Consider the following 25364-nt stretch of genomic DNA (forward strand, 5'->3'; position numbering starts at 1 on the left):
GTCGATAACCAAGCAGGAAAGCTTTCCAAGATAATTGAAGGTTCAAATCATAAGATACAGCGTACAGTTCTTACAAAAACCAGTTCTCACAAAAACCAATGCAGCTTAAAACAGCAGCAATGCAAGCGACACCACAGCTTCACTTTGACAGGCACTCACAAGGTGATAAGCCTTAAAAGTGCCTGCTTCGGGCTATTTAGGTTATTGCAAACCGGCCTCGAAAGTGAGGAAAATTTCACTGACTGTCTTATCCGCAAGGCGAGTATCGGCGTTAAGTTGCTCGAATGATGCATGCAACATATAGCGGCCGGCGCTGGGCAGTTCAAAACTCACCTTGCCTTCTTTGTCTGACTTCAGCGTCAATTGCTGTTTCTGGTTACGATAAAGTGTGCCTTCCTTCACAATCGCGACTTCCACACCGGCAATCACTTTACCCTGGAAATAGAATTGCAGCTCAGTGGGCTCCTGCTCGACTATGTCAGCCGGATGGGTCAAAGGTTTGAGTTCCAGGTATTCCCCTTTCACTTCAAAAGCCTTGTCGCTTGGTTTGTTGAGGGTGACATAGGACTCGACACGCGAGAAATACAGCGCCCCTTCGAGATCGTACGCCCCTTTGGGCATCATTGCCTTGGTGGTTTGCTTGTCAGTACGGCTGCGGATGCTGTCTTGCTGGCCCGTGAGCTTATAGCGCGACATATATCTTGGCTGGGTCTCTTTCTCGAATCTGTAGGTACCGTCTTCGGTCAGGCGATAGTCAAACACAGACTTCCGGCTGCCGCGGTAGCTTGAGGATGGTCGCTCCTTGGTGCCGGACGGCGTGATGATTTGCACATCTTCAGATCCAAAAGGTTTATCAAACAGGAAGACTTCGTTACTGGCGCTGACATCTGAAGTGATCCACACACCTTTGCCGGGATCGGCCGAGACATTGAACTGGCTGGGCAGTATAAATCTGTCATGGGCGTTCGCCGTTTGTGCCAACAGACAGGCCCCCAGGGCCAACAAGAGTTTGCTTGTTTTCATCATCTTTTACTCCACTAGGTATTGAAGGCTAATCGTGCCGGTTTCTATGGTGGGCGCTATTTCAGCTTTGAAAGGCTTGCCGTCGAGCTGAAACTTGTGCCGTACCAAATCCCGGCCGCCGTGCTCACGTACCACTTCCACCAGCAAGGTATATTTACCGTTGGCAACCTTAGCCCCTTGGTCATCTTTGAGGTCCCAGCTGATGGGATACTTGCCCGCAGGCCTTGTTGCCGATGCAATGGCATCGACAAAGTTCATGTCATCCCGCCCGGCCTTGCGCCACCAGCGACGAATGTCTTTCAGCCACTTGTATCCCTCGCCTTCCTGCATGACCCAAAGGCTCAAAGTTCGCACGCTCTGCCCTTTGGCATCTTCCACCCACACGGCTGTGTAAGGCCTGTGGTATTGGCCTGTGGTGATTTCCGGCAGTATCAGATTAATCTCCAACGAATCGGCATTGGCCTGCCCCAGAGTTAAGCTGCTACTCAGTAATACCACCAGAGACAGAGACAATCTGGTTTTCAAAGGTTTGCCACTCATACATTCTCCATTCACAACACACCAAAGGTAGGGGCACGAGTTCGTGCTTTGCCGTTTGTCACTTTGAACTCAGGGAACAAACAACAGATAAATAAGGGCACAGGCACTGCTGACACCGGCCATGGCCAGTAAGGATTTTTTCAATCTACGGCTCTGAGGCAACAGCAGGAAAGCACCGGTCAGGGAAAACAGGATGATGAGAATTGAACAAAGATCCAGCAGCCAGACCCACAGGGTGCCACTGTTACGCCCCTTATGCAGATCATTGAGTACTGCGATAACACCATAATCTATCTGCTCGACATAGGCTTTCCCATCCAGCAGATCCAGGGTAATGCTCTGATAGCGCCCCGGCCCCTTGTGCACCAGCGCCACTTCATCTTCACTGAACTCGGCACTGTGACCATCCACTCCCCAGTGGCTACTGAGCCAATGCGCTGTGGCGTCGCGCCAATCCGGATCTTCACTATTCACCGGCAACAAAAATCCCGGCAGGGCTTCTTCCGATGCCAGGCTTTCTCCGCCCTGGCGGATAAACCAATCCGGATGATTGAGAGTGATACCGGTAACGGCAAAGAACAGCATCAACAGCAGCAGTGCCATAGAGACATAGATATGAACGACGCGGGCGAAATGGAGCGATGACTTGCTGACTCTGAACTTCAATTAAGGTTTCCACATAGCGCAGGCCGCCACTGGGCTGCCTGTTAATTGACTGTTATTGGTCAATACTAAATAACAATCATTCTTGCCTTAATGCTATTTACCTTATTTACACTCGCCGGCAGTTGCCCAGTCGACATAGCAAACCCGGGCCTCTCCCAAGTCACTGAGGAAGTTGAGCCAGTATATTTGATGATCGGCCAGCTTATCGCCCGGGCCTTTGACTTCAAGCCAACTGATGCGCCCTTCGGCGTCAAATAACACAAGATCCGGATGGCCACTGCGGTAATGCTTAAGATCGCCAAGCATACGTTCAAATACCTGAGCGAGCCTGGCACCGGAAAGTGCCGCCAGCGTCAGCTCCAGCGCCTGTTGCGGCAGATTTTCCCAGTAAACCCAATCGTTTGCCAGCCCTTGCTTTTGCTGAAAATGGCGCCAAATAACAGCGCCGGGCTCCCGAGCGATTTCATCAAGACGCGCCGTGATGGCCTCTTGGCGGCGGCTAACAAACTCCTCGGTGAACATATCCCGTGGGCTGCGTTGAAATGGGTTATCGAATACCGCCTTAATGGGGGCAAAAATAATGTCCCAAAAGGCCAGCCCGAAAAGGCCACAAAGCAAGGTATTCTCCAGAAAAAACACCCGGTAGCCGAGCGCTTCAAAGTGCGCAGCGACACGCATTTCAACTCGTTCACCATTGGGAGTAAGTTGCAGTATTATCGTTTGCAGCGCACCCAGTCTACCCGGCACACTTTCACTCAGCGCTTGCAGCCTTAACATCAAAGATTCAAGCGCCAAGGAATCAAGCGTTTCACCATGGCCTGATGGTGAGGCAAACTTGCTGTCGTTGCCATTTGGCAACTTTTTAAGCAGGCGTTTGCCAATACGTTCTATGATTTGCCACTGACTCTCATTACCGGCAAGGTCGCAAAGGTGCAACAGCGCATGAGTCAGAGCCTGCCACTGAGCCTGTTTTTCCAGACAGCGACACAGGCGTTCCCTTGCCTGCCAATGTTCACACTGCGAATAGACACTGATGGCAAGAGTGGTTTGGCCTTGCCTTTCGGCTTCGCGGCCTATCAGAGTCAGTAGTTTTTGCCGGCGCCGTTCGAGTAAGGGGTTAGCCTCGGGCACTGCTGAAATGGCGTTAAGCTGCTCAAGCCGCAATGGAATATCCAGCACCTGTTTGGCCAGTATCGCCTCTTCTATCTGCTGACTCATAAGGCCAAATGCCAACGCAGCGTTAAGCTGCTCTGGGCTGTCATAGGCGCGGTGGGCCTTGTCCAGCACAGTGACTTCAAAGCATTGCAAACCAAGATCGCTGAGCACAAACTGGCTCAGATCCTGATAACGGTTGCCAAAATAGAGTAGCAATAGGCCATCGAGAAGCCGCTGGCATTTAAGCTCAAGCCAGTCAATGCCCAGTAGAGAGTTCAGTTCGTCAATCAATAACTGTGAGTCTTGGGGCCCGAGCGCCAGCAGGGTACGTTTCAGCGTCTCCTTTGAGGCACATTTCATGCTTTTACCTAGATGCAGCGCAATATCGACCAGGCCCCCAAGACAGTTTTTGCCCTCCGGGGCTTGACTCTGTTGCAGTTTGAGAAGCGCCCGGCGCAGCTCGGTGAGAGTGACTCCTTTGAGCCAGGTTTCAGTGTTTGGCAGGAATGTGGTGCTGATAAGCTCCGCTTGCTCAAGCCCCTTTATCGCAGGTTCCAAAGCCCCTATTTCCGGGTAGTTAAGCTTATCGGCGCGAAACCACTCGCCCTTACGGGACAAGAGACGCACCAGCAACATCCGCGAAGGTTTGGAGCAGGCCAGGTACGCCGCGCGTAACCTGGCAAGCTCGCTTGGCAAAATATCCAGATAGCGGCGGCTACCCTCCAGCAAGAGTTCAAAATTGCTCAGATAATAGTCGCTTGCAAGTTCAGGGGCAGCTGGTTTCACTAAGGTTTTTGCCGCTAAGGTTTCTGCCATTAGGAAGCTTCGCCTGATTTCACGGTTTTCAGATCCTCAACCGGCACGGGGCGGGCAAAATAGTATCCCTGCACCAGGAATATACCGCGCTCTTTGAGGTACTCCACCTGCTCCGCCGTCTCCACGCCTTCGACTATTATCTCAAGCTCTGACTCCAAACCAAAGGCGATAATGGCATCCAGCACACCACGCTTGAGATCGTTGGTGCCTATGGTATCGATAAACATCTTATCTATCTTGATGCTGTCAATCCCCAAGGTTTGAATATACTTAAAGCCGCCATATCCGGTGCCAAAGTCATCAATTTTAAAGCTGTAGCCCTTCTCGGTCAGCCTGGCGATTTCCTGCTTGGCGGCATCAATGTCGGCAATGGGCAAGCGTTCGGTGATCTCAAATTTAAGTCTGTCCGGCTCTGGCCAATTATGCTGTTGCAGCACGCGACTGACATGAGCCTGCTCCAGATGTTCTGCCACCAGGTTGATGCTAACCCAAGTGCCGCTCTCCAGCTCCGGCAGTTGTTGCAGTACCTGCTGCAGCAAAGATTCGGTAATGGGAATGATTAGGCCACAGGCTTCTGCATGCTCAACAAAGGCAACAGGTGGAATAAACTCTTTGCCCTTCTTCCAGCGCACCAGCACTTCATAACCGACCACTTTATTCTGATTAATATCGACTATGGGTTGATAAAAAGGGATAAACTCCTGCCGGGCAATGCCTCTTTGGATCATGCTCTTGAGCGAACTGTGGTAACTCAGATAAAGCCAATAAGCCCCGGCGAGCAGCGCGCCGAGTAAAATGCTCAAGGGTAAACCGTAAACAAAGATCTTTTCTCTGGCGTAATCATCGAGTTTCTCACCAAACCAGAGTTTTTGCTCCATTTGCTGCTGGTTCATCACGCTGAAAAAATGCACATTGGCTTCTCTGGGTACCGAAGGATTGCCGCGCTCAAATACCAGGCCTTCGGAGCCTGGAGCATGATGCCTAAACTCTATGTAGAAACAATCACTGCAGGGAACGTTAATAAGCTCACGGATCCAACTGCTGTCCAAAATCCAGTAAGCGGTATTGCCATTGCTTTTGAAATAAACCAAGAGCTCCTGCTCGGTATCATACATGGCGCCTGTGGTGGTCAGGCCAAAGCCTTGACCTACATACGTGTCATTGGGAAGATCCGGTAATAGTAAATCTGTGCCAAGCGAACTGCAGCCAAGGCCGGTTTTGGTTTTAATCCCCATCACCCGAAAATAACGATTGTAGTTTTCAGGGGACCGCAATAATTTCGCGTCTTTCGGACCACAATCAAAATGAAACTCAGGTACTTGATGTAGGATAATGTCATTGATGGAGCGTTGTCTCTGGCTAAGATACTCTTCCATGAGTTTGAACTGTTTTTTAACTATCATCGAAGTCACTGGCCTTAACAATAATTCCGATGACAACAGCAAGAGAACTACAGGTAACAGCAATAGCAGCAAAACCCGTTTATTCTCAGATACAGCCTTCATGATTTTCGTCCTTGTAAAATGTTACCCCCTTATACACAGCCATATTTTCAAATACAATGATGCACTCGGTAATTCAATAAGAAATGACAGTATTAAAGCGGGTAAACAGCTTTATAGCAAGCCCAATTAAGTCACTGAAATTAATGGGTTGACTCTTGTCTCTATCTCGGAATTTGATATTTTTAGCGGTTTGGCATGCCTTTGTGCACCAAGCTGAAAATTTCAGCGATTAGGGTTTTATTATTCGGAGCAGAAAATGAATGAGAATGTCATTCAGGCAATCCTGGTGTTTGCCGCATTTGCAGTGTTCAGCCTGATTATCGACCGTTGCCTGAAACAAGTGGCCGCCCGCTTTGACTCGGCGGCCAGCGAATCGTTTCGCTTGATCTCCAACTCCCAGCGCGTGGTACTGATATTTATCGGCGCTGTCTTGGCCTTATCCAAGTTGGGCTTTGATGTTGGCGCCCTGGTTGCCGGCCTCGGACTCACTGGCTTTGCGCTGGGTTTCGCCCTCAAAGACGCCACCTCCAACCTGATTGCCGGTATTATGATAGTGCTCTATAAGCCGATAAAGCTGGGCAATAAAATCGATATTACCGGCTCCAGGGGGACTGTGGTGGATCTCAATCTGCGTTATATCACGGTGAAGGATGACGGTGTGACACACCTGGTGCCAAACTCTTTGTTCCTAAACAATAAAGTTTCCATTATTGATGAGGATAAGCAATGACGGCGCAGCTTTGGGATAAGGTTGCCAATCAGGTCAATTTCAATCTGGAAATCGATGTGCAGCGCTTCTGCCACTTGGTAAAACCCGACGCCAGAATACTGGACTTTGGATGCGGTTATGGCCGGATAGCCAAGCAGCTGAAACAGTTAGGCTATCCTGAAGTGCTGGGGGTCGATCCCTCAACCGCCATGATAAAGCGCGGCCTCAGTCTGTACCCGGACATCAATTTAATTCAGCTGCCACAACTTCCATTGCCTTTTGCCGATGAAACATTCGATGTAGTGCTGAGCTGCGCCGTTTTAACCTGCATGTCATCTGAAATGGCGCAAAAAGCCGCCATATTGGAGCTAAAACGCGTGCTTAAGCCGGGTGGCTTGTTCCACCTGAGTGAGTTTTGCGCCCCCATTGCGAAACGTTTCACCTCAGGGCTGGGTACTCCTATGTGTTATCACACGCCCATGCAGTTGCAGGAGCTGCTGGAAGACTTTGTCGACCTGAAAGATGAAGTCACAACCTGTAGAACTTTGGCCGGCGATACGGCTCAATGCTATCGAGCCTTTGCCAGAAAACCGCAGCAGCTTTAGCTTAATTACGATAAATAGTCTGGATCAGATGAAAACCAAACTGGGTTTTGACCGGGCCATGCACTTCCAGCACCGGCTTTTTGAACACCACTTGATCGAAGGCCTTAACCATCTGGCCCGGACCAAACTCCCCGAGATCGCCACCGCGTTTTTTTGAAGGGCACTGAGAGTATTGTTTCGCCAGCTTGCCAAAGTCCTCTCCTTTGGCGATCCGGGCCTTGAGTTTTTCCGCCTCTTCACGGGTTTTAACCAAAATGTGTCGGGCACAAGCTCGGGCCATGTTGTTTCTCCTGAGTCATCTTCGTTAGCTAACCATTAGCAGACGATTTTACCATAATCTTGGATCCTCCCCTCATTCGATATGAAACAAGCTGCACTATGTTGACCTTATTTGCCTGGGGCAAGCTTTAGCCAAACCTATGTCAGAGCTTCAAAATAGCTTCTGCCACCGCTCTCCTACTACAAAAGTCCCAATCCCCCGGACTATTGGTGACCCTAACGGCCCGTGCTATAGTGCCCAATGTTTACAACCATTTTGATATAAAACAACAACAAGCAACAACAAACTGTCAACCAAGTGGAGTCGTGCCATGAAGATACTGTCTTACCTCCCTTTAAGCTGTACCCTATTGCTCAGCGCTTGTGGCGGTGGTGGCAATGATAATGGCGGCGACCTTATCCCTCCTGTCGTTACTCCACCTCAGGCCTTGTCTCGCTGTGAGCAACAAAGTGAATTCAACAATCAAACAACAGCATCCGGTCTGGTTTTTAAGTTGCAAAGCCGTTATTTAGCCGGCCAGCAAAGCAGTGTTATTGCCACTATGGGCACGCTCAACAGCCGTAATATGCAGTTCCAATGGCAGCAGTTGTCCGGGCCCGGTGTCGATATGAGCATCAATGACAGCCCAGTGCTGGCGTTTGTACCGCCACAAAGCGGTGATTACCGCTTTCAGTTAAATGTCAGCGGCAATGATCTCAGCCTGCAGGAGACGGTTACCCTGACAGTCGCAGCGGGAAGTGGCCTAAATATCCGCCAGGATCACCAAGTGGTAGAAGGCAATAATGTCAGCGTACGACTGGATAGAGTCAATGGCGCTGCGGCAAACAATATCAACTGGTGTATTGCTGCCGGGCCTGACCTTAATCTGGACTTGTCCAATCTTGAGCGTCCCTTATTTGTCGCCCCCGGGGTTAGTCAGGATACGGGGGTGATCTTGCGAGCCAGCGCCAGTGTCAATGGCGAGATCTTAAGCGATGAAGTCAGCATACTGATAACTGATGAAGCGCAAATTACCTCAGAGTACTTTGATGCGCCAGTTGCCCGCACTCATGCCTACAGGCGAAACTCGCCCTATGCCGATGTACTAAAACGCTGCACTTATTCCAATCAGTTGAGCGCTTGCCAGCTTAGTACCCTGCCCTTGATTGGACAAGTCGGCACCGGCATCAGTGATAAACAAGCGATAATGGACCGGGTACTGGTATCCCACGATTGGATGGGGCGTAATTTTGAAGCCTTTATCGATCAAATGGACTCTCATGGTGACTTTGCCACCTTATTGCAATCTGTCACCGCCGTGGTGATAAGCTACGATGTCCGCCCGTCCTTCTACTGGGTGGTTACAGGTGCTATCTATCTGGATCCGGAAGATCTTTGGTTGACGGCAACCGAGCGCGACAGCATCAATGAAGCGCCGGATTACCGTGCCGGTTTCGGTAATGAGCTGCAGTTCCTGATCCCCTGGCGTTATGTCAAAGACAACGATTATGCTTCTGTCTATCGTGATCGCAACCAGCGCAGCAATCGTCCTATCAGTGAGTTGACTACCGATCTTTCCTCGCTGCTATACCACGAGTTGGCTCATGCCAATGACTTTTTCCCGCGCAGTGTTCATTCAAGCCTTGAGGGACCAACTTTGCTGGATGATTATTACCGGCGCACGGCGCAAAAAGCCTTGATATCGGATCAGCTCAGCAGCGCTTATCCGCTTAATAGCACAGAAATGAGAGCCCTGGCCAGCGTAAGCTTTATGGGCGAAACCGCCACAGCGACCCAAAAGGCATACTCGCCCGGGGATGTCAGCGGCTTCTTCTTTGCCGACAGAGCCAATGACTTTTACAACTACAGTACCTCCAGGGAAGATGCCGCCATGCTGTTTGAAGAAGCCATGATGAGTTACCGCCTTGGGGTACAGCGGGATGTGGCTGTCACAGACAAACCCGCAACCGTGACCGCAAACAGCATCAGTGTCGACTGGGGCCAACGGGGACGGATCGGTGCCACCGAACTTAGAAACCGAACAGGTTTGGTGTTGAGCGAGATGATGCCTGAGCTCAATAATCAGCTGCTGCTGGATAGTTTGCCGGCGCCGCTGCAGATGCAACCAGGCTTGAGTTGGGCAGCCAACCTCGGCATATCACCCACACTTATGGCGCCAAAGAGCAATATCCAGCATCAACAACAGCGTGAACAAACTCAAGTGCCGCTGCGTTTGAGTGGCGATCGCCACAGAGCTCCTGTGGGTGTAAACAGACACTGATTGTTATTTTAGTTTGTCATAGTATAAAAAAGCGCTGCTCTAGGGCAGCGCTTTTTTACTATCTTTAGCGACTTAAAGACTAAAGCCGTAGCATCTCTTTGATAAAGGGAATGGTCAACTTACGTTGATGAACCATAGACGCCTTGTCCAGCCTATCCAGTACATCGAACAGGGTACGTAAGTCTCTGGCTAAACGATTAAGCAGAAAGCGGCCTACATCTTCCGGTAACTGTAGGCCACGCATGGCAGCGCGACGTTGCAATGCCACCAACTTTTCTTCATCGGCCATGGGCTGGAGCTGATAATTGAGTCCCCACTGCATCCTTGAGACCAGATCCGGCAAGGCAAAACCGGCATCTATGGGGGCCGCGCTGCCACTGACCACCAGAGCACAATGTTTCTGTTCGGCTACCCGGTTATAGAGATCGAATATCGCCTCTTCCCATAAAGGATGGCCGGCAATCGCATCGACATCATCAATACAAACCAGATCGAGCTGCTCCAACCCTTCAAGTAAAGCGGTGGAGATACTGGCATGAATACCCAAAGGAATATAAAAACTGCTGCGTTCCAACTCATTGGCGTGAGCACAGGCGGCGTGCATCAAATGGGTTCTACCCGATTTTACCGGTCCCCATAAATAAACGGCTCCCTGGCTGTGGCCTTCGGCACAGGCTCTCAGAGTCTGGATAAGTTCATCGTTTCCTGCCGCTGGATAGTAACTGTTAAAAGTCTCATCGTCCGGCAAGTGAACGGGCAGTGAAAGTTGCAAGGGTGAGTTTTGTGTCACTCAGGATCGTTCCCAATCGCGGTCAATCAAAAATGCGGGCGCCAAGTCTAGCATGACTGGCGCCGCGGTTAAAACCTCAACGGCTGTGCCACTGGTAAGGACCTAAGGGCTGGCTCACATTCTCGTTGAATTTTGTGGTCTCGGATGCCTGCGGCAATGAGTTAAAACTATCGTAACCCTGGCCGTCGGCGACATCTTGAAAACCGCTCTGGGCCGAAGATAACCGAGGCTCCAAACGCAACAGGTTTTTCAAGTCGTCTTCCGAGCCAAAAAGTTGCACCTTAAAAGTAGCGCTATCACCCTGCAAAGTGCTAAGGCTTGCTTCACGCACCGCGCTGAGTTGATTGAGAAACGCTTCAATTTCCACCAACTGCTTCATCTGGCTGATGCCGGTAAAACGTACCTTGCTCAGCAAACCATCCCCAGAGTCGGCTATGGCGTACCGGGACACAAAGTAATCGGACAGTGACAACATCATCTCGGCCACAGCCTCGTCTTTACTGGCAGCTTGTCCCTGACGATTGAGCAGAGGCTGGCCGAAGGACTGACTGATATCCGTCTTGGGATAAAGTACCAATTGATAGTTAAATTCACTGCCATTTGCCTCAAGTGCGCCCATCGCAAAGAAGTCCGCCTGATAGCGAGTTGAGGCGGTAGCAACAGTATCGGCAAATAAACCGCGCACGTCATTGACATTGATACGCATCAAATCATCAAGATCCATCAAAGGAAACATCAGCGGCACACCACGTTCCATCGAAGCATCGGCAAACGCCTTGCGCTCTTCAGCGCTTGAGTCATCACTTAGGATAACTCTTTCATTGTTGATATCCGTACTGAGCCAAAACAGAGTTAAGGGACGCTGTTTGCCCCATACAGGCAAGCCGGCTTCACGCAACATGTCGACTATCTTCCGGTGTTCGAAATTAGCTTTTAGCTTGAGCCCTTCTTCAGTATCAAGATAACCAAACTGACTGACCAGGGCATCGGCATTGGCAAGTTTGGCTTGGATCTCCGGGCTTTCGAGAGCACTGCGTGAGCCGGAATTTTTTAAAATAACATCTTCCAATGCCTTCTTGAGCCCCTTGCTCTTCTCGGCACTGGATCTGGACCCAACGGCTACAGTAGCTTCATCCAGCTGTTTAACCTCAACAGCCTGAACCAAAGTCGTGGCGCAGAACAGGGAAAGAAAAACAACTGGCTTTACAAATAAATTCAGCATCTTTGCGACGGTAAAAAGTGGTCGGAATGGCAAAAGTGTATCATATATGCCCCACTTGGCGAGCCGGTGGAGATGAAAAACCTGCCTCTTGGTTCATCTCGGGTTCAACTGTGGAAATTGTGAAAAATTTGATCTAAAACGGCAAATAGCCCCCCACGCTTTGTGGCCATCTGGTAATATTGGCCGGTTTAACCACAATACGGATAAAAAAATGAAATACCTTGCCCGTCCTCTGCAAGGCGCACAAATGTTATTTGTCGCTTTCGGAGCCCTGGTGCTGATGCCGTTGCTCACCGGCCTCGATACCAGCGTAGCCCTGTTTACCGCCGGATTCGGCACCCTGTTATTCCAACTGATCACCAAACGTCAAATCCCTGTTTTCCTCGCGTCGTCTTTTGCTTTTATTCCTCCTGTTATGTATGGCGTCCAAACTTGGGGTATCCCTGCCACCATGGGCGGGTTGATGGCAGCCGGCTGTGTCTACCTAATGCTGGCCTCTGTGGTAAAGCTGCGTGGCAGCGGCATTATTATGAGGCTTCTGCCCCCTGTGGTTGTGGGGCCGGTTATCATCATCATAGGTCTCGGCCTGGCACCGGTTGCGGTGAATATGGCGCTTGGTAAAAGTGGAGATGGCAGCCAGGTGCTTGTTGCCCAAGATACCGCGCTATTTGTTTCTCTGGCATCACTCCTGACCACCATAGCCGTGGCCATCTTTGCCAAGGGACTGCTGAGGCTGATGCCGATCCTGGCCGGCATTATAGTCGGTTACAGCTTGAGTCTGTATTACGGCATAGTGGACTTCAATGTTGTACACGAAGCCGCCTGGCTGGCCATGCCTAACTTCGTCGCTCCCGAATTTAACTGGCACGCCATAGCCTTCATGATCCCGGTTGCCATCGCCCCGGCGGTGGAGCACATAGGGGATATTCTGGCTATCTCCAATGTTACCGGTAAAGATTACCTGAAAAAGCCCGGCTTACATCGCACTCTTGCCGGTGACGGTGTTGCCACCATAGCAGCTACCGCTTTTGGCGGCCCACCCAATACCACTTATTCTGAGGTCACAGGCGCAGTAACCCTGACGCGCAACTTTGATCCGAGAATTATGACCTGGACAGCCATTACTGCTATTTTGCTGGCCTTCGTCGGCAAGTTGGGGGCTCTGATGCAGACCATTCCGGTACCTGTAATGGGCGGTATCATGTGTCTGTTGTTCGGCTCTATCGCTGCAGTGGGCCTCAACTCATTGATCAAACACCAGGTGGATCTCAGCGAACCTCGCAACCTTTCTATCGTTGGAGTGACACTGGTATTCGGTATCGGGGGGATGGCTTTCGGTATCGGTTCATTCAGCCTGACCGGCATCAGCCTTTGCGGTATCGTAGCTATATTGATGAACCTGTTGCTGCCAAACAGCAAACCTCACGCGAGCAAAACAGGTAACTCTGTAGCAGATGAAACCTAAGCTGAGTACTGGCTGCGTTAGAACATATTAATTAAAAAAACCGATGGCGTTGTCATCGGTTTTTTTAATTATAATCTGTCATTTCCCAATGGGAAGCATAAGAACACATAACGAGCCTCACAGACTCGAATAAAAACCGTCTGGGATGTGCAGAAAACAAAAATCCCCAGGACATACCCGGGGATTTTAGGTCACTGTTTAGAGTTCAGGTTAGGGCTCAAGCCACTATGATAAAGCCAACAAAAGTCAGTGCCGCTGCGATTAAGGCATAAGGCAGTTGAGTGACTGCGTGACTTACCAGATTACAGCCGGAGCCTTGCGCCGCAAGGACGGTGGAGTCTGAGTAGAAACATGCCTGGCTACCAAAGGATGAAGCTGACAACAAGGCGCCTATCACCAAGGGGATATCGGCACCAACAGATTGCGCCAGCGGCATTACAATAGGAATGGTTACCGCAAAAATACCCCAACTGGAACCTGTGGCAAAGGCCAGAATTGCCATGGCTACAAATACTACTGCCGGCAAGAGCTTAGGTGTCATAAAGGGACTCAGGGAGTCGATGACATACTGAGGTAGCAGCAGTTGGTCGCAAACATCCTTGAACACAAAGGCGGCGATAACAGTGCCTATAGCCGGTAGCATGCTCTTGAAGCCATCTATCATCTGATCCATCATTTCGGACAAGGGCATCAAACGCTGTACCGCGTAATATGGCAAGGTAATCACCAAGGTTGCCAACAAGCCTTTCCATACATCGATATCGAAGTAGACGGTAAAGCCAACCAACAGCAAAATAGGTACCAGGAAATTATGTAATTGTCCTTGCTTATCGGCCAGCTCAAACTCCTCTTCCATCGCGCGCACGGCATATTCATCCAAGGTCTGGACTTCATCAAAATTTGTTTGTTCTTTGGCTGGACTACCGGCAGCCGCAGCAAGCTGTGCTTTTTTCATTGGCCCTATGGCCGGGACTATTCCGAGAATCACCAACAGCACCATGGCAACTGCCAACCAGGCATAAAACATGTACGGGATTGCCTGCATATAGATTTGGATCCCCTCACCTTCGGCAGCCACTCCGTTGTTGACCAAGAGCCCGCCGAAAAAGACCGCCCAGGTAGATAGCGGCACCAACACGCACACTGGCGCAGCGGTAGAGTCGACCACATAGGCCAGCATCTCACGGGAGATCTTGAATCTGTCGGTGACCCGTTTCATGGTTTCACCGACCGTGAGCGCATTCAGGTAATCATCAATGAAGATAACCAGGCCAAGTACAAAGGTCATTAGCAGGGACGAGCGCGGCCCCTTGGCTAACTTAATTGCCTTGCGGCCAAAGGCCAAGGCACCGCCGGTGCGCACCAATAAGGCAATCAGGGCACCGAAACTGCCACACACCAGGATTAACCAACCTATGGTCTCATCGGCCATCACTTTGAGTGAAATATCGGCGAAGTTATTCAGTACCTGACTGGGATCCAAAAGTAACAGACCACTGACCGCGCCTATGATCAACGCCAAAATGGGACGACGCAGCCAAATGGCCAGCACCAATACAACAATGGGGGGAACAAGACTTAACGCTGTCGGCTCAGACATGCACTTAGGTCCTCAAAAAGATGGCCTTACGGCCCTATAAAGTCATGTGGGGCGTTCAAGACACCGCCAAAACAACTGCTTTATTTACGGCTTTCCGCCAGACGGACAGTAACAACTGGTCGCTTTTGTTGGAGCCTTGCTAAAAACATCGCGCAGAAAATAATGCTCAACTGCATATGAGTCAACCATAATCTGAATCAGTCAGCCCAAATTTTGACCTTGCAGGCAATTGCCAAAAAATTTCTATATGATTCAATAGCTTTTACATGCACATTTTAAGCTCTTTTAGCGTTATTGACATATAAGCATTCAGTTAAACTGCCTTTTTATTTTAAACAATGTCAAATGAGTTTTGTGCTAATCACCAGCACTCTGGCGATTAAGCAGTTTTAAATACTGATATCCAATCAGGTTGTAGTCGCATCATCTTTTAACTGGCATATTTGTTTGACGTGAAAAGATAAAAATTCTGTTAAAAGCAAAAAATATGGCTCACCCCCCCTTTCTAAGATGCTTTAAATTAGGTATCGTGCCGAAGGTTAAACTCTTTCATATCAGCCAGTTTCGAGGTAGTAATGCGGCCAATCATCAAATCCAATAAGCTCGACAGTGTTTGTTACGATATTCGAGGACCGGTACATAAAGAAGCACGTCGGTTGGAAGATGAAGGGCATCGTATTCTTAAACTCAATATAGGTAACCCGGCCCCCTTTGGCTTTGAAGCCCCGGAAGAGATAGTTCGTGACGTCATCCTCAACCTGCCATCGGCTCAAGGGTATTGTGAGTCCAAAGGTTTGTTTTCTGCCCGTAAGGCGATAGTGCAGCATTACCAGTCCCAGGGGATCTTCGGTGTCGATATTGAAGATATCTATATAGGTAATGGTGTTTCCGAACTGATAGTGATGGCCATGCAAGGGCTACTCAATACCGATGATGAGGTGTTGGTTCCCTCCCCTGACTATCCACTATGGACCGCGGCGGTTAACCTGGCCGGCGGCAAGGCGCGCCACTATCGCTGCGATGAAGCGGCCGACTGGTTTCCCGATCTTGAGGATATCAAGAGCAAGATTGGCCCAAGAACCCGCGGAATTGTGATTATCAACCCCAACAATCCAACCGGTGCCGTATACAGTCGCGAGCTGTTGCTGGAGATTGTTGAGTTGTGCCGGCAACACTCCATCATACTGTTTGCCGATGAGATTTATGACAAAATTCTTTACGATGGCGCTGTGCATATCCCGGCCTGCAGCTTGTCGGACGATATTCTCACAGTGACGTTTAATGGCCTTTCCAAAGCCTATAGAGCCGCCGGTTTCCGGGTCGGTTGGATGATGCTGTCCGGCAATCTCAAGGCGGCGCGAAGTTATATTGAAGGGCTGGAGATGCTCTCCTCTATGCGCCTTTGTGCCAACGTGCCCAATCAGCACGCGATTCAAACCGCATTAGGTGGTTATCAAAGTATCAATGAGCTTACCGCCATAGATGGCCGCCTGACCCAACAGCGGGATATCTGTTATGAGCTACTCAATCAAATTCCCGGCGTGAGCGTGGTGAAACCCAAGGGTGCCATGTATGCATTCCCTCGCCTCGACAGCAAGCGTTTCGGCCTCAGGGACGATGAGCGCCTGGTGCTGGATCTACTGAAAGATAAGAAAATTCTCTTGGTACAGGGCACTGCCTTTAACTGGTCAGAGCCGGATCACTTACGAGTGGTGTTTCTTCCTCATAAGGAAGACTTACAGCGGGCCCTGCTCGCCTTCGGTGACTTCCTCGAGTACTACCGCCAATAACAAATGCCAGCCGCCCGTCGAGGCGGCTTTTTTATCGCCGCCCGGCACTGACAGCCTTTAACCACTGAGGTAAAGTAAGGGAAACGCGCAAAAACTTAGAGAAGTTGTATGAGTCACCTTTTTGCCCACCTGGCCAGGATGAAGTTAATTCAGCGTTGGCCTTTAATGTATAACGTCCGCCCCGAGAATGTGCAGGAACACTCATTGCAGGTCGCCATGGTGGCCCATGCGCTGGCCATCATCAGTAACCGTAAATTCAATGGTCAGTATTCGCCCGATCGCGCCGCTACCCTGGCCATCTTTCACGATGCCGGCGAAATTCTTACCGGCGATCTGCCCACTCCGGTCAAATACTTCAATGCCGAGATAGAAGCCGAATACAAGAAGATTGAAGCCATAGCCGAAGCCAGGCTGCTGGAGATGGTGCCCGAAGAGTTTCGTGACGACTACCGCTCGCTGTTTATCAGTGATAACGCCGAGCTCAGCCATCGCAAGTTGGTCAAGTCCGCCGATACTCTGTGCGCCTATCTTAAGTGTCTCGAAGAAAAGCGTGCAGGCAACAACGAGTTCAATAGTGCCCGCAAGCGACTCGAAACCATGCTGGATGCCAACCCCGACCCGGCAGTGGCGTATTTTCGCGAGCATTTTATTCCCAGTTTCACCCTGGATCTGGATGAGATCAATCAACTGCTCTAGCAGGAGATATTATGAGCCAAGCCCACTGGCAAGCCAGGCGCGAGCCCAATAACAGTCAGCGCCGCGACGATAATCGCAGTCCCTATCAGAGAGACAGAGCCAGAATTCTGCACTCTGCCGCCTTTCGGCGCTTACAGGCCAAGACTCAGGTACTTGGGGTGGGCATGAACGACTTTTACCGCACCCGCCTGACCCACTCACTGGAAGTCTCGCAAATAGGCACGGGCATAGCCGCCCAGCTGAAGCAGCGCTATCCCGAAATGGCCTTTTTGCTCGATTCCATGAGTCTGCTCGAAGCCCTGTGTCTCGCCCACGATATCGGCCACCCACCCTATGGCCATGGCGGTGAGGTGGCGCTCAACTACATGATGCGTGAGCACGGCGGCTTTGAAGGCAATGGCCAGACCTTCAGAATTCTTACCCGGCTCGAACCCTATACCGAACACTTTGGCATGAACCTAACCCGGCGTACCCTGCTCGGTGTACTCAAATATCCAGCGCCGGTACGTACGCTGAGAGTCGATAGACCCCAGCCGGAACTGAGTCACTATCGTCAGTTAAGGCCGAGCCAATGGCCGCCGGTCAAAGGGGTTTTCGATGATGATGAAGCTATCCTCGATTGGGTGCTTGAGCCGCTGGATAGTAAAGACAAGCAAGGCTTTCTCAGCCACTATAGCCCGGGCGAAGGGCTGCACCATCGCACCCGCTATAAATCATTCGACTGCACCATTATGGAGCTGGCCGATGATATCGCCTATGCGGTGCACGATCTCGAAGATGCCATAGTGATGGGAATTGTCACCTGCTCCAATTGGCATGAGGATATGCGTGCACCGCTGCAAGCCATTGAGGATGAATGGATCCAAAGCCAGCTCGGGAATATTGAGCTCAAGCTGTTTTCCCGCAAACATCACTTGCGTAAGGATGCCATAGGAACCTTGGTAAATGCGCTGGTAACCGCCATCAGAATCGACCAAACTCCGGACTTTGCCGAACCCTTGCTGAGATTCAGTGCCAAGTTGGAGCCGGCCTTTGCCGAGCTATTGGAACTATTGAAGCAGTTTGTACTTAAACATGTGGTACGTAAGCCCGAGATCCAGATGCTGGAGTACAAGGGGCAACAGATAGTGATGGAGCTGTTTGAAGCCTTTGCCTCGGATCCCCTGAGGCTTTTGCCTCACAACACACAATCTCGTTGGCAGCAAGCCAACAACAAGGGCGAAAACAGCCACAGAGTAATAGCAGACTATATCTCGGGAATGACAGATGAGTTTGCCGCCAGGTTACATCAGCAACTGTTTAGCCCAAAGGGCGGTGCCATCATAGACTTGAGCCAGAATTATTGACCACATCAAGCCAATGCCGTTCAGTTAATAATGGGTCGAAAAAATTGATCTTCATTTCACATGAGGGGAATACGATTTACGCAGGCTTTGCCATATCGTTGCGAAGGGGCGAACTCATCAAGGCAGGCCGTATAATAGCTGTTATTTTTTGATGATTTATACCAAGGAGGACATGGCGGTAGTTTTACCATCATGAACCACTACATGATTGATCATGAGCAATCACTCTAGATGGCTGCATAGCCGCTTGATGTTAAAACGTGATTGAAAAAGAGGGTTACCTTTGTTGGGTAGCCATCTAGGGAAATATTCGGAAAGCTAGCTATGGAAATAAAAAAGAGGCCGCAAATTTGCTTGGCCTCTTTTTTAATATGGTACCCGAGGACGGACTTGAACCGTCACGCTGTTACCAGCGAGGGATTTTAAATCCCTTGTGTCTACCGATTCCACCACTCGGGCAAATTGTGCGACAAGGAGCATATCTCATCGTCGCTGAAAGAGTGGAGGCGCGACCCGGAGTCGAACCGAGATCGACGGATTTGCAATCCGCAGCATAGCCATTCTGCCATCGCGCCCCAAGCCGTAAGGCTGGGATTGGAGCGACATATCGGGTTCGAACCGATGACCTGTACCTTGGCAAGGTACCGCTCTACCAACTGAGCTAATGTCGCATCACTTGTTTGCTTCATCTTCCGAGTTGACAATCAACAAAGGTACCGACCTTCTGTTTTACCAACTGAGCTAATGTCGCATCGCTTGTTTGCTTCATCTTCCGAGTTGACAATCAACAAAGGTACCGACCTTTTGTTTTATCAACTGAGCTAATGTCGCATACCAGTTCCGCTATCCAAGCGAAAGCCAGAGTCTTATCCCCTGACTGCGGAATGGCATTCTACCGATTTAAGGGCGGGAGTCAATCGGCAAATAAGCATTTTTATATCAAAATGGCTTGAATGCTGGCAATTTACTCAACAGGGGACTATTTCCGGTCAAAATGATTAAAATGCAATCTGATTCAGTAGCTTGTCGACTCCCTTCCCTATCAAATGACATCCTAAAAAACCTTGTACAACGCCTCTCTAAAATCACTTCTCAAACGGTCCGAGGTGAATCCAATAATATTCAGGCTTGGATATAACAAGGCCCGGTACTCAGACCGGGCCTTGGCTATTAAGAGTCGGAATTAATCTTCAGACAATGGCAGAGACAAGTAGTTAAGACCTAACATCTTCTGCATTACACCCACCACCTGGCAGCTATAACCAAACTCATTGTCATACCATACGTAGAGGATGGCGCGCTTGCCATCGGCGATAGTGGCTTGAGAGTCAACCACGCCGGCGTAGCGTGAACCCACCAGATCACAAGAAACGATTTCCGTAGACTCGGTGAAGTCAACCTGGTTTTGCAGCTCTGAATGCAGCGCGATATCACGCAGATACGCGTTCATATCTTCTTTGCTGGTTTCAGCATTCAGGTTCAGACTAATGATGGCCATAGACACATTAGGAGTCGGCACCCGAATCGCATTACCGGTCAGCTTACCGGAAAGCACCGGCAAGGCCTTGGCAACGGCTTTGGCGGCACCGGTTTCGGTGATCACCATATTCAGCGGCGCGCTGCGACCACGACGGTCGGCTTTGTGGTAGTTATCAATCAGGTTTTGGTCATTGGTATACGAGTGGATAGTTTCCACGTGACCATTTTCGATACCGTACTTATCATTAACGGCCTTCAATACAGGCGTAATGGCGTTGGTGGTACAGCTGGCAGCAGAAACAATAACGTCTTCCGGCAGAATATCGCTGTCGTTAACACCAAAGACTATGTTCTTGATACTGCCTTTGGCAGGTGCAGTCAGTAGAACCTTGGATGCACCAGGGCTCTTAAGGTGCAGACCCAAACCGTCTTCATCTTTCCAGATACCTGTGTTATCGACCACCAAGGCATCAGTAATACCATACTTGGTGTAATCCACTTCATCGGGTGAGTTGGCGTAAATCACCTGAATATAAGTACCGTTGGCGATGATGGCGTTGTTCTCTTCATCCACCTCAACCGAACCGTTAAAAGGTCCGTGTACTGAATCACGGCGCAGTAGGCTGGCACGTTTTTCCAGATCGCCCTTACGGCCACCGCGCAGTACGATAGCGCGCAGGCGCAACTTGTTGCTGCGACCGGTTTTTTCGATCAACAGACGGGCCAGCAGACGACCGATACGGCCGAAGCCGTACAGTACGACGTTGCGTGGTTCAACTTCATCTTTGCTTTCAATGGCACTGGCCAGCTCGCGGCTCATATAAGCCTCGATTTCGCTGCCATCGGTATGATTACGCCAGTACTTAACCGCCAGTTTACCTATATCCACTTTGCACTGTTTGACATCCAGTTTGCTCAGGGCTTCTACGAAGGGGAAGCTCTCACGCAGGCGCAGCTTGTCGCCCACATGGCGACGAACCAGACGATGGGCCTTGATAATATCGATAGTGGAGGCGATCAGCAGGGGTTTACCATAAACCACCACTTCTACGCCCTGATTGCGATACAACTTGCCCAACAGGGGCTGCATGGCCTCTGCCAGTTCGAAGCGTTCTTGCCAACTTTGTAGGTGTTTATCAGCGCTCATTTACAGATCCTTTATCTCACTTTTCCACTTAAATTAACGGGAAAGGTTTGAGTAACAAAAAGAAAAGACCAATAATCATATTTATGACAGCTAACCTGCCCCTCTTTGGTCGGCGCTATTGTAATGAAAACTGCAGCTTCAAGCTAGTAGGAGATTTTCGCTAAATCTCTAATTAAATTACAGATTTAACCATGTGGAGCGTATTTTGACGCGTAATCTAGTAATAATTACATCATTTATCCTTATAGCATGGGTTAGTGGCTGTGATAACGGCGGTAACCCCGCCACTATTTGTAAGAATAATCCTGAACTTTGTGACGATTTGCATAAGGATAGCTGGTGCAGGCGGGAAAAAAACAGTCTGATTATTCAGCGCTACCAGGTCAAAACCACCGCTGAACCCTCAGGTGAGCAAATTTATCACTTGCTCACTAAACTGGAAAACTACAACCGCTGTGTGGGACTTGCGTCCGGAGTACAACATATTCTCAATCCAGAGCGCACCAATGACAGAGCCAGAGCCTATGGTTTAAGCGCGCAAAGCCTGTCTGAGCTGCAGGCCTCCACCAAGGGCAGTAATGACATTTATATTGCCTTCTATCACTGGGCACATTTAGGTGACGATGCGGCGCTCAAGGTATTGCTTGAAGCAGAGAAACAGCAACAGATAGATTCATCCGAGATCCTTGCCGGGCTAGCGGGCTATTATCTCAAGTTTGATGCCATCAAAGCGAAACAACTCTATCTTAAAGTGTTTTCAAAAAGTACAGATAAGAACTTCGACCCCGATTGGTTATTGGGGCTGGCGAGTGCTTCCCGGCAGTTGCAGGATATGGAGCAGGCCTATCTGCTTTCAAGAACCAATCTACTGTTGACCGACAACCCGGTCGATGAGGTCCAGCTTCAGGCCATGATAGGCAACAACAGTCAGCTGAGTACTCATTTGGATCAACAGGCAAGTAGTCTGGCGGACGCTCTCAAAAGCGGTGATTACCTTGAGAGTGACTGGCCCAAACGCCTGCAAGGCAATGCGGGGACACAAGTTGCTCCTGAGGTTGGAGCAACACAAGCCGCAAATAGCAAACCCATTGATAGCGACAGTAAGCTTGAGAAAAGCGCCGAAGCGGCCAAACAAAACTGATGATCTATTCTCCGGGCGGCAAATTACTTGCCAGTTTGTAATTTACGCCTGTCGGTCGCACAATTAAAGCATTGTTTCGCGACCGCTGTAATAAAAACACCTAATTTGTTAACGGAATAGCCAGTTACAGCGTGATTTAACTTGACGACCCGCGACATTTTTGTAATTTTACTACCAATTACTATTTTTACATTCACCAGAGGGATATGAGATGACTATCCGCGTAGCAATTAACGGTTATGGCCGTATCGGACGCAATGTTCTGCGTGCTCTATACGAGAGCGAGAAAGACTATCCTATTCAAATCGTTGCCATCAACGATCTCGGAGACGCTTCCATCAACGCTCACCTGACCAAATATGACTCTGTTCACGGCCGCTTCAACGCCAAAGTAGAACACGACGATGAAGCTATTTATGTCAATGGCGACAAGATCCCGACCTTCCAGGAACGCGATCCATCCAAACTGCCATGGGCCGAGCTGCAGGTAGATGTGGTTTTCGAATGTACCGGTATCTTCACTTCCAAAGAAGCGGTACAACCACACCTGGATGCCGGCGCCAAGAAGGTTATCATCTCAGCTCCCGGTAAGAATGTTGATGCCACCGTGGTATACGGGGTTAACAACCAGGAAATCACCAAAGAGATGACTGTTATCTCCAATGCTTCCTGTACCACTAACTGTCTGGCACCAGTGGCCAAGCCATTGAACGATGCCATCGGCATTGAATCCGGCCTGATGACCACGATTCACGCCTACACCAATGACCAGCGTCTGTCTGATGTGTATCACAGCGATATGCGTCGTGCCCGCGCGGCGGCTTTGTCGATGATCCCAACCAAAACAGGTGCTGCTGCGGCTGTTGGTTTGGTTGTACCTGAGCTTCAGGGCAAGTTTGACGGTCTGGCAGTTCGGGTTCCGACTGTCAACGTGTCTCTGGTTGACCTGTCCTTTATCGCTTCCCGCGACACCACAGTGGAAGAAGTTAACGCCATTATAGAAGCGGCAGCCAAGACTTCCCCCATGAACGAAGTGCTGGCGGTTAATAAGGAGCCTCTGGTTTCCATCGACTTCAACCACAACGCCTTCTCATCCAACTTCGACGCCACCCAGACTCGCGTCAAGGGACGCCTGGTGAAAGTCATGGCCTGGTACGACAACGAGTGGGGGTTCAGCAACCGTATGCTGGACAACGCCGTTGCCTTGATGACAGCCAAGTAATATAAGTTCAAAGCCGAACGCCTGCCTAGTGCAGGCGTTTTTTATGCCAGTTGTACTAGCTTTGTCTTGCCACAGACTAGGTCTTTATTTCTCAAACTTCCATAGCCCGTTTTATCCGTCTGTCAGCAGTGCTTCTCCCGATATCCCCCTGCTGTCTCATTGCTCTTTCAATATTTGATGTAAAGCAGCGGATTTCCATTTTAGACAAGCGCCATCAAACACATTTCACTTCCGGAAAATAAAGTCCCTACTTAGACTCAGGTTAAAAGCCATTTCAATTATTGTGTTTGAAAGCCAATTCGGCCATTGCGCCGGTTAGCGCCTTGCCTTTAGCGGAGCCTCACTATGGACAATCAATTTCTTAGTCTTATTACCGATCCCCTGCTTGACCCCAAGCAAAAAACCCTGGCGCTGGCCGGTGCCGCCGATGCCAGTATTCCCTATCTGCCTCGCAGTGAAGCACTGACCCAAGCCATGGATAAAGGCATTATTTGCGATATGTTTGAGGGCCATGCCCCGTTCAAACCCAGATATGTTTTGCCCGATTACCAACGTTTTCTCGAGCAAGGCTCCGAGTATCTGGAGTTGACACCGGCCGAAGATCTGGATGATGCCCTGATGAAGCTGATGGTGCTGTATCACCATGTGCCGTCAGTCACCAATATCCCGGTTTTTCTCGGCTATCTCGATAGTTTATTGTTGCCTTACTGCCAGGACGTCAGTGATGAAACCCTATATCAGAAACTGAAACGCTTCTGGATCCAGTTGGATCGCACCCTGCCGGACGCCTTTATGCATGCCAATATAGGCCCAGAGGACAACCGTGTCTGCCGCACTATTTTACGCATTGATGCCGAGCTCAAGCAGGTGGCTCCCAATCTAACCTTTATGTATGACCCCAGGCGCACGCCCAAAGCGCTGCTGCGATTGGCGACAGACAATATCATTGCCTGCAGCAAACCTCATATCGGCAACTGGCCGATACATGCCCAAACCTTTGCCTGTGCTCCCGGTGAGGCGCCAAATCAAACGTTCGGCATTGTCAGCTGTTATAACGCGCTCCCCACCCGAGGCGGTGCCAATACGCTGGTCAGACTTAACCTCAAAGCCGTCGCCGAAGAAGCCGGTACCCTGGAGGAAATGCTCGAGCGCACCCTGCCCCATTACTGCAACCTGATGTATGAACTGATTGAGCTACGTTGTGAGTTTTTACACCATAGATCCCATTTCTTCGACTCCTTCCTGGTAAAAGAAGGACTCATTGACGAATCCCGCTTTGCACCCATGTTCGGCGTTTATGCCATGGCCGAAGCCGTCAATCATCTGCAGCAGTTGGCAGGTATGAGTGGCGAATATGGTCACAACGAGCAGGCCAATGCACTCGGTTTAGCCATTACCCGCGCGCTCAGTGACAGAGTGACCACTACCCAAGTCAGTTTTGGCTTTAATGGCCGCGCCTTACTTCATGCCCAGGGGGGCCTTTCCATCGACAAAGGCACCACTCCGGGAGTCAGAATAGCCTACGGCCACGAGCCGGACCCTGTCACTCATGTGTTGGCGCTGGCGGCGCAACACGCTTTCTATCCTTCCGGGATCAGCGAGATCCTGACCCTGGATGAAACCATCAAGGCCAATCCTGAAGCCCTGCTTGAGCTGTGTATTGGCGCCCTGGATGCCGGCTTTCGTGAATTTACCGCCAATACCGCCGATACCGATCTGGTGCGCATCACAGGTTATATGGTGAAAAAGTCGCAGATCGCCAGTTACCGCCAACAAGGCTCACGTACCAACACCACCTTTCTGGGCACAGAAGCCAGTGAAACCACGGCCGTGACCCAAAGGGCACCGCGGGTAGTGAGCGCAGAGTTCCATGCCGCCGACAAGTCCCAGGTGTAAGGACGCAAGCT

20 protein-coding genes and 3 tRNA genes are annotated in these 25364 nt (G+C 50.2%); 10 read left to right on the forward strand and 13 right to left on the reverse strand.

The features are described 5' to 3' along the window. Positions 1–201: 201 nt before the first annotated feature. The 5 genes from AYI96_RS09630 to AYI96_RS09650 form a co-directional block, all read right to left on the reverse strand. Positions 202–1026, reverse strand: coding sequence for a DUF4198 domain-containing protein (locus AYI96_RS09630; protein WP_260852983.1), 825 nt, complete (start codon positions 1024–1026; stop codon positions 202–204). A gap of 3 nt (positions 1027–1029) precedes the next feature. Beyond that, positions 1030–1563 carry a DUF2271 domain-containing protein gene (locus AYI96_RS09635; protein ID WP_144361502.1) on the reverse strand — a complete coding sequence of 178 codons (534 nt, stop codon included), beginning with the start codon at positions 1561–1563 and terminating at the stop codon, positions 1030–1032. Between the two features lie 69 nt (positions 1564–1632). Beyond that, positions 1633–2166, reverse strand: a complete 534-nt coding sequence (locus AYI96_RS09640; RefSeq protein ID WP_409928941.1) for a PepSY-associated TM helix domain-containing protein — start codon at positions 2164–2166, stop codon at positions 1633–1635. 165 nt (positions 2167–2331) lie between these two features. Beyond that, on the reverse strand, positions 2332–4200 hold the full coding sequence (locus tag AYI96_RS09645; protein WP_071475542.1) for a VRR-NUC domain-containing protein: 1869 nt from the start codon (positions 4198–4200) through the stop codon (positions 2332–2334). Further along, the gene (locus AYI96_RS09650; protein WP_186300047.1) at positions 4200–5705 is read right to left on the reverse strand and encodes an EAL domain-containing protein; all 1506 of its coding nucleotides are present in this window, start codon (positions 5703–5705) and stop codon (positions 4200–4202) included. The genes AYI96_RS09645 and AYI96_RS09650 overlap by 1 nt, the downstream gene beginning before the upstream one ends. Positions 5706–5961: 256 nt before the next feature. Here AYI96_RS09650 and AYI96_RS09655 point away from each other — a divergent pair, with 256 nt between their 5' ends. Both AYI96_RS09655 and AYI96_RS09660 read left to right on the forward strand, forming a co-directional pair. After that, positions 5962–6435 carry a mechanosensitive ion channel family protein gene (locus AYI96_RS09655; RefSeq protein WP_144361504.1) on the forward strand — a complete coding sequence of 158 codons (474 nt, stop codon included), beginning with the start codon at positions 5962–5964 and terminating at the stop codon, positions 6433–6435. After that, complete coding sequence (locus AYI96_RS09660; protein ID WP_071475540.1) at positions 6432–7019, forward strand: class I SAM-dependent methyltransferase; 588 nt, start codon at positions 6432–6434, stop codon at positions 7017–7019. The genes AYI96_RS09655 and AYI96_RS09660 overlap by 4 nt, the downstream gene beginning before the upstream one ends. Before the next feature lies 1 nt (position 7020). Here the strand turns inward: AYI96_RS09660 and AYI96_RS09665 are convergent, their stop codons facing one another. Further along, complete coding sequence (locus AYI96_RS09665) at positions 7021–7299, reverse strand: peptidylprolyl isomerase (protein ID WP_025010268.1); 279 nt, start codon at positions 7297–7299, stop codon at positions 7021–7023. A gap of 310 nt (positions 7300–7609) precedes the next feature. On the opposite strand from AYI96_RS09665, the gene AYI96_RS09670 reads away from it, so the two are divergent. Next, positions 7610–9559: a PKD domain-containing protein gene (locus AYI96_RS09670; protein WP_144361505.1), complete on the forward strand. Its 1950-nt coding sequence runs from the start codon at positions 7610–7612 to the stop codon at positions 9557–9559. Between the two features lie 79 nt (positions 9560–9638). Here AYI96_RS09670 and hda read toward each other — a convergent pair whose 3' ends face one another. Both hda and AYI96_RS09680 read right to left on the reverse strand, forming a co-directional pair. Then, positions 9639–10349 (reverse strand): DnaA inactivator Hda, encoded by a 711-nt coding sequence (gene hda, locus AYI96_RS09675; protein ID WP_039032924.1) that lies wholly within the window; start codon positions 10347–10349, stop codon positions 9639–9641. Positions 10350–10425: 76 nt separating this feature from the next. Further along, positions 10426–11571, reverse strand: coding sequence for a DUF2066 domain-containing protein (locus AYI96_RS09680; protein ID WP_144361506.1), 1146 nt, complete (start codon positions 11569–11571; stop codon positions 10426–10428). Positions 11572–11782: 211 nt separating this feature from the next. On the opposite strand from AYI96_RS09680, the gene AYI96_RS09685 reads away from it, so the two are divergent. After that, positions 11783–13036 carry a uracil-xanthine permease family protein gene (locus AYI96_RS09685; protein ID WP_039032923.1) on the forward strand — a complete coding sequence of 418 codons (1254 nt, stop codon included), beginning with the start codon at positions 11783–11785 and terminating at the stop codon, positions 13034–13036. A 217-nt stretch (positions 13037–13253) separates the two neighbouring features. On the opposite strand, the gene AYI96_RS09690 is transcribed toward AYI96_RS09685, so the two are convergent. After that, positions 13254–14636, reverse strand: a complete 1383-nt coding sequence (locus AYI96_RS09690; protein ID WP_071475537.1) for a Na+/H+ antiporter NhaC family protein — start codon at positions 14634–14636, stop codon at positions 13254–13256. Positions 14637–15211: 575 nt separating this feature from the next. Here AYI96_RS09690 and AYI96_RS09695 point away from each other — a divergent pair. The 3 genes from AYI96_RS09695 (at position 15212) to AYI96_RS09705 (ending at position 18468) form a co-directional block, all read left to right on the forward strand. Further along, positions 15212–16426 carry a pyridoxal phosphate-dependent aminotransferase gene (locus tag AYI96_RS09695; protein ID WP_039032921.1) on the forward strand — a complete coding sequence of 405 codons (1215 nt, stop codon included), beginning with the start codon at positions 15212–15214 and terminating at the stop codon, positions 16424–16426. Positions 16427–16534: 108 nt separating this feature from the next. Next, a complete protein-coding gene (yfbR, locus tag AYI96_RS09700) occupies positions 16535–17122 on the forward strand; it encodes a 5'-deoxynucleotidase (RefSeq protein WP_039032920.1) in 588 nt (195 codons plus the stop codon). Between the two features lie 11 nt (positions 17123–17133). Further along, on the forward strand, positions 17134–18468 hold the full coding sequence (locus AYI96_RS09705; protein ID WP_144361507.1) for an anti-phage deoxyguanosine triphosphatase: 1335 nt from the start codon (positions 17134–17136) through the stop codon (positions 18466–18468). A gap of 372 nt (positions 18469–18840) precedes the next feature. On the opposite strand, the gene AYI96_RS09710 is transcribed toward AYI96_RS09705, so the two are convergent. The 4 genes from AYI96_RS09710 to AYI96_RS09725 form a co-directional block, all read right to left on the reverse strand. Then, positions 18841–18927 (reverse strand) — tRNA-Leu (locus tag AYI96_RS09710). Between the two features lie 42 nt (positions 18928–18969). Then, positions 18970–19043 (reverse strand) — tRNA-Cys (locus AYI96_RS09715). A gap of 20 nt (positions 19044–19063) precedes the next feature. Beyond that, positions 19064–19139 (reverse strand) — tRNA-Gly (locus AYI96_RS09720). Positions 19140–19651: 512 nt separating this feature from the next. After that, the gene (locus AYI96_RS09725; RefSeq protein WP_039032918.1) at positions 19652–21094 is read right to left on the reverse strand and encodes a glyceraldehyde-3-phosphate dehydrogenase; all 1443 of its coding nucleotides are present in this window, start codon (positions 21092–21094) and stop codon (positions 19652–19654) included. Positions 21095–21287: 193 nt separating this feature from the next. On the opposite strand from AYI96_RS09725, the gene AYI96_RS09730 reads away from it, so the two are divergent. The 3 genes from AYI96_RS09730 to AYI96_RS09740 all read left to right on the forward strand — a co-directional run bounded on the left by AYI96_RS09730 (position 21288) and on the right by AYI96_RS09740 (position 25353). Beyond that, on the forward strand, positions 21288–22235 hold the full coding sequence (locus AYI96_RS09730) for a DUF2989 domain-containing protein (protein WP_313954996.1): 948 nt from the start codon (positions 21288–21290) through the stop codon (positions 22233–22235). A 211-nt stretch (positions 22236–22446) separates the two neighbouring features. After that, positions 22447–23457, forward strand: a complete 1011-nt coding sequence (gene gap, locus AYI96_RS09735) for a type I glyceraldehyde-3-phosphate dehydrogenase (RefSeq protein ID WP_025010313.1) — start codon at positions 22447–22449, stop codon at positions 23455–23457. 345 nt (positions 23458–23802) lie between these two features. Further along, complete coding sequence (locus AYI96_RS09740) at positions 23803–25353, forward strand: YjjI family glycine radical enzyme (RefSeq protein WP_144361508.1); 1551 nt, start codon at positions 23803–23805, stop codon at positions 25351–25353. The last annotated feature ends 11 nt before the right edge of the window (positions 25354–25364 follow it).

It is taken from the genome of Shewanella sp. MSW (assembly GCF_007636515.1).
GTDB lineage: Bacteria > Pseudomonadota > Gammaproteobacteria > Enterobacterales > Shewanellaceae > Shewanella > Shewanella indica.

What these genes read in the sequence shown, in the direction of transcription:
- AYI96_RS09650 (WP_186300047.1), bottom strand. Translation starts at nt 5,705, where the DNA reads ATGAAGGCTGTATCTGAGAATAAACGGGTTTTGCTGCTATTGCTGTTA.
- AYI96_RS09680 (WP_144361506.1), bottom strand. Translation starts at nt 11,571, where the DNA reads ATGCTGAATTTATTTGTAAAGCCAGTTGTTTTTCTTTCCCTGTTCTGC.
- AYI96_RS09640 (WP_409928941.1), bottom strand. Translation starts at nt 2,166, where the DNA reads ATGGCACTGCTGCTGTTGATGCTGTTCTTTGCCGTTACCGGTATCACT.
- AYI96_RS09645 (WP_071475542.1), bottom strand. Translation starts at nt 4,200, where the DNA reads ATGGCAGAAACCTTAGCGGCAAAAACCTTAGTGAAACCAGCTGCCCCT.
- AYI96_RS09690 (WP_071475537.1), bottom strand. Translation starts at nt 14,636, where the DNA reads ATGTCTGAGCCGACAGCGTTAAGTCTTGTTCCCCCCATTGTTGTATTG.
- AYI96_RS09695 (WP_039032921.1), top strand. Translation starts at nt 15,212, where the DNA reads ATGCGGCCAATCATCAAATCCAATAAGCTCGACAGTGTTTGTTACGAT.
- AYI96_RS09635 (WP_144361502.1), bottom strand. Translation starts at nt 1,563, where the DNA reads ATGAGTGGCAAACCTTTGAAAACCAGATTGTCTCTGTCTCTGGTGGTA.
- AYI96_RS09705 (WP_144361507.1), top strand. Translation starts at nt 17,134, where the DNA reads ATGAGCCAAGCCCACTGGCAAGCCAGGCGCGAGCCCAATAACAGTCAG.
- AYI96_RS09670 (WP_144361505.1), top strand. Translation starts at nt 7,610, where the DNA reads ATGAAGATACTGTCTTACCTCCCTTTAAGCTGTACCCTATTGCTCAGC.
- AYI96_RS09685 (WP_039032923.1), top strand. Translation starts at nt 11,783, where the DNA reads ATGAAATACCTTGCCCGTCCTCTGCAAGGCGCACAAATGTTATTTGTC.
- AYI96_RS09630 (WP_260852983.1), bottom strand. Translation starts at nt 1,026, where the DNA reads ATGATGAAAACAAGCAAACTCTTGTTGGCCCTGGGGGCCTGTCTGTTG.
- AYI96_RS09740 (WP_144361508.1), top strand. Translation starts at nt 23,803, where the DNA reads ATGGACAATCAATTTCTTAGTCTTATTACCGATCCCCTGCTTGACCCC.
- gap (WP_025010313.1), top strand. Translation starts at nt 22,447, where the DNA reads ATGACTATCCGCGTAGCAATTAACGGTTATGGCCGTATCGGACGCAAT.
- AYI96_RS09660 (WP_071475540.1), top strand. Translation starts at nt 6,432, where the DNA reads ATGACGGCGCAGCTTTGGGATAAGGTTGCCAATCAGGTCAATTTCAAT.
- AYI96_RS09655 (WP_144361504.1), top strand. Translation starts at nt 5,962, where the DNA reads ATGAATGAGAATGTCATTCAGGCAATCCTGGTGTTTGCCGCATTTGCA.
- yfbR (WP_039032920.1), top strand. Translation starts at nt 16,535, where the DNA reads ATGAGTCACCTTTTTGCCCACCTGGCCAGGATGAAGTTAATTCAGCGT.
- AYI96_RS09665 (WP_025010268.1), bottom strand. Translation starts at nt 7,299, where the DNA reads ATGGCCCGAGCTTGTGCCCGACACATTTTGGTTAAAACCCGTGAAGAG.
- AYI96_RS09725 (WP_039032918.1), bottom strand. Translation starts at nt 21,094, where the DNA reads ATGAGCGCTGATAAACACCTACAAAGTTGGCAAGAACGCTTCGAACTG.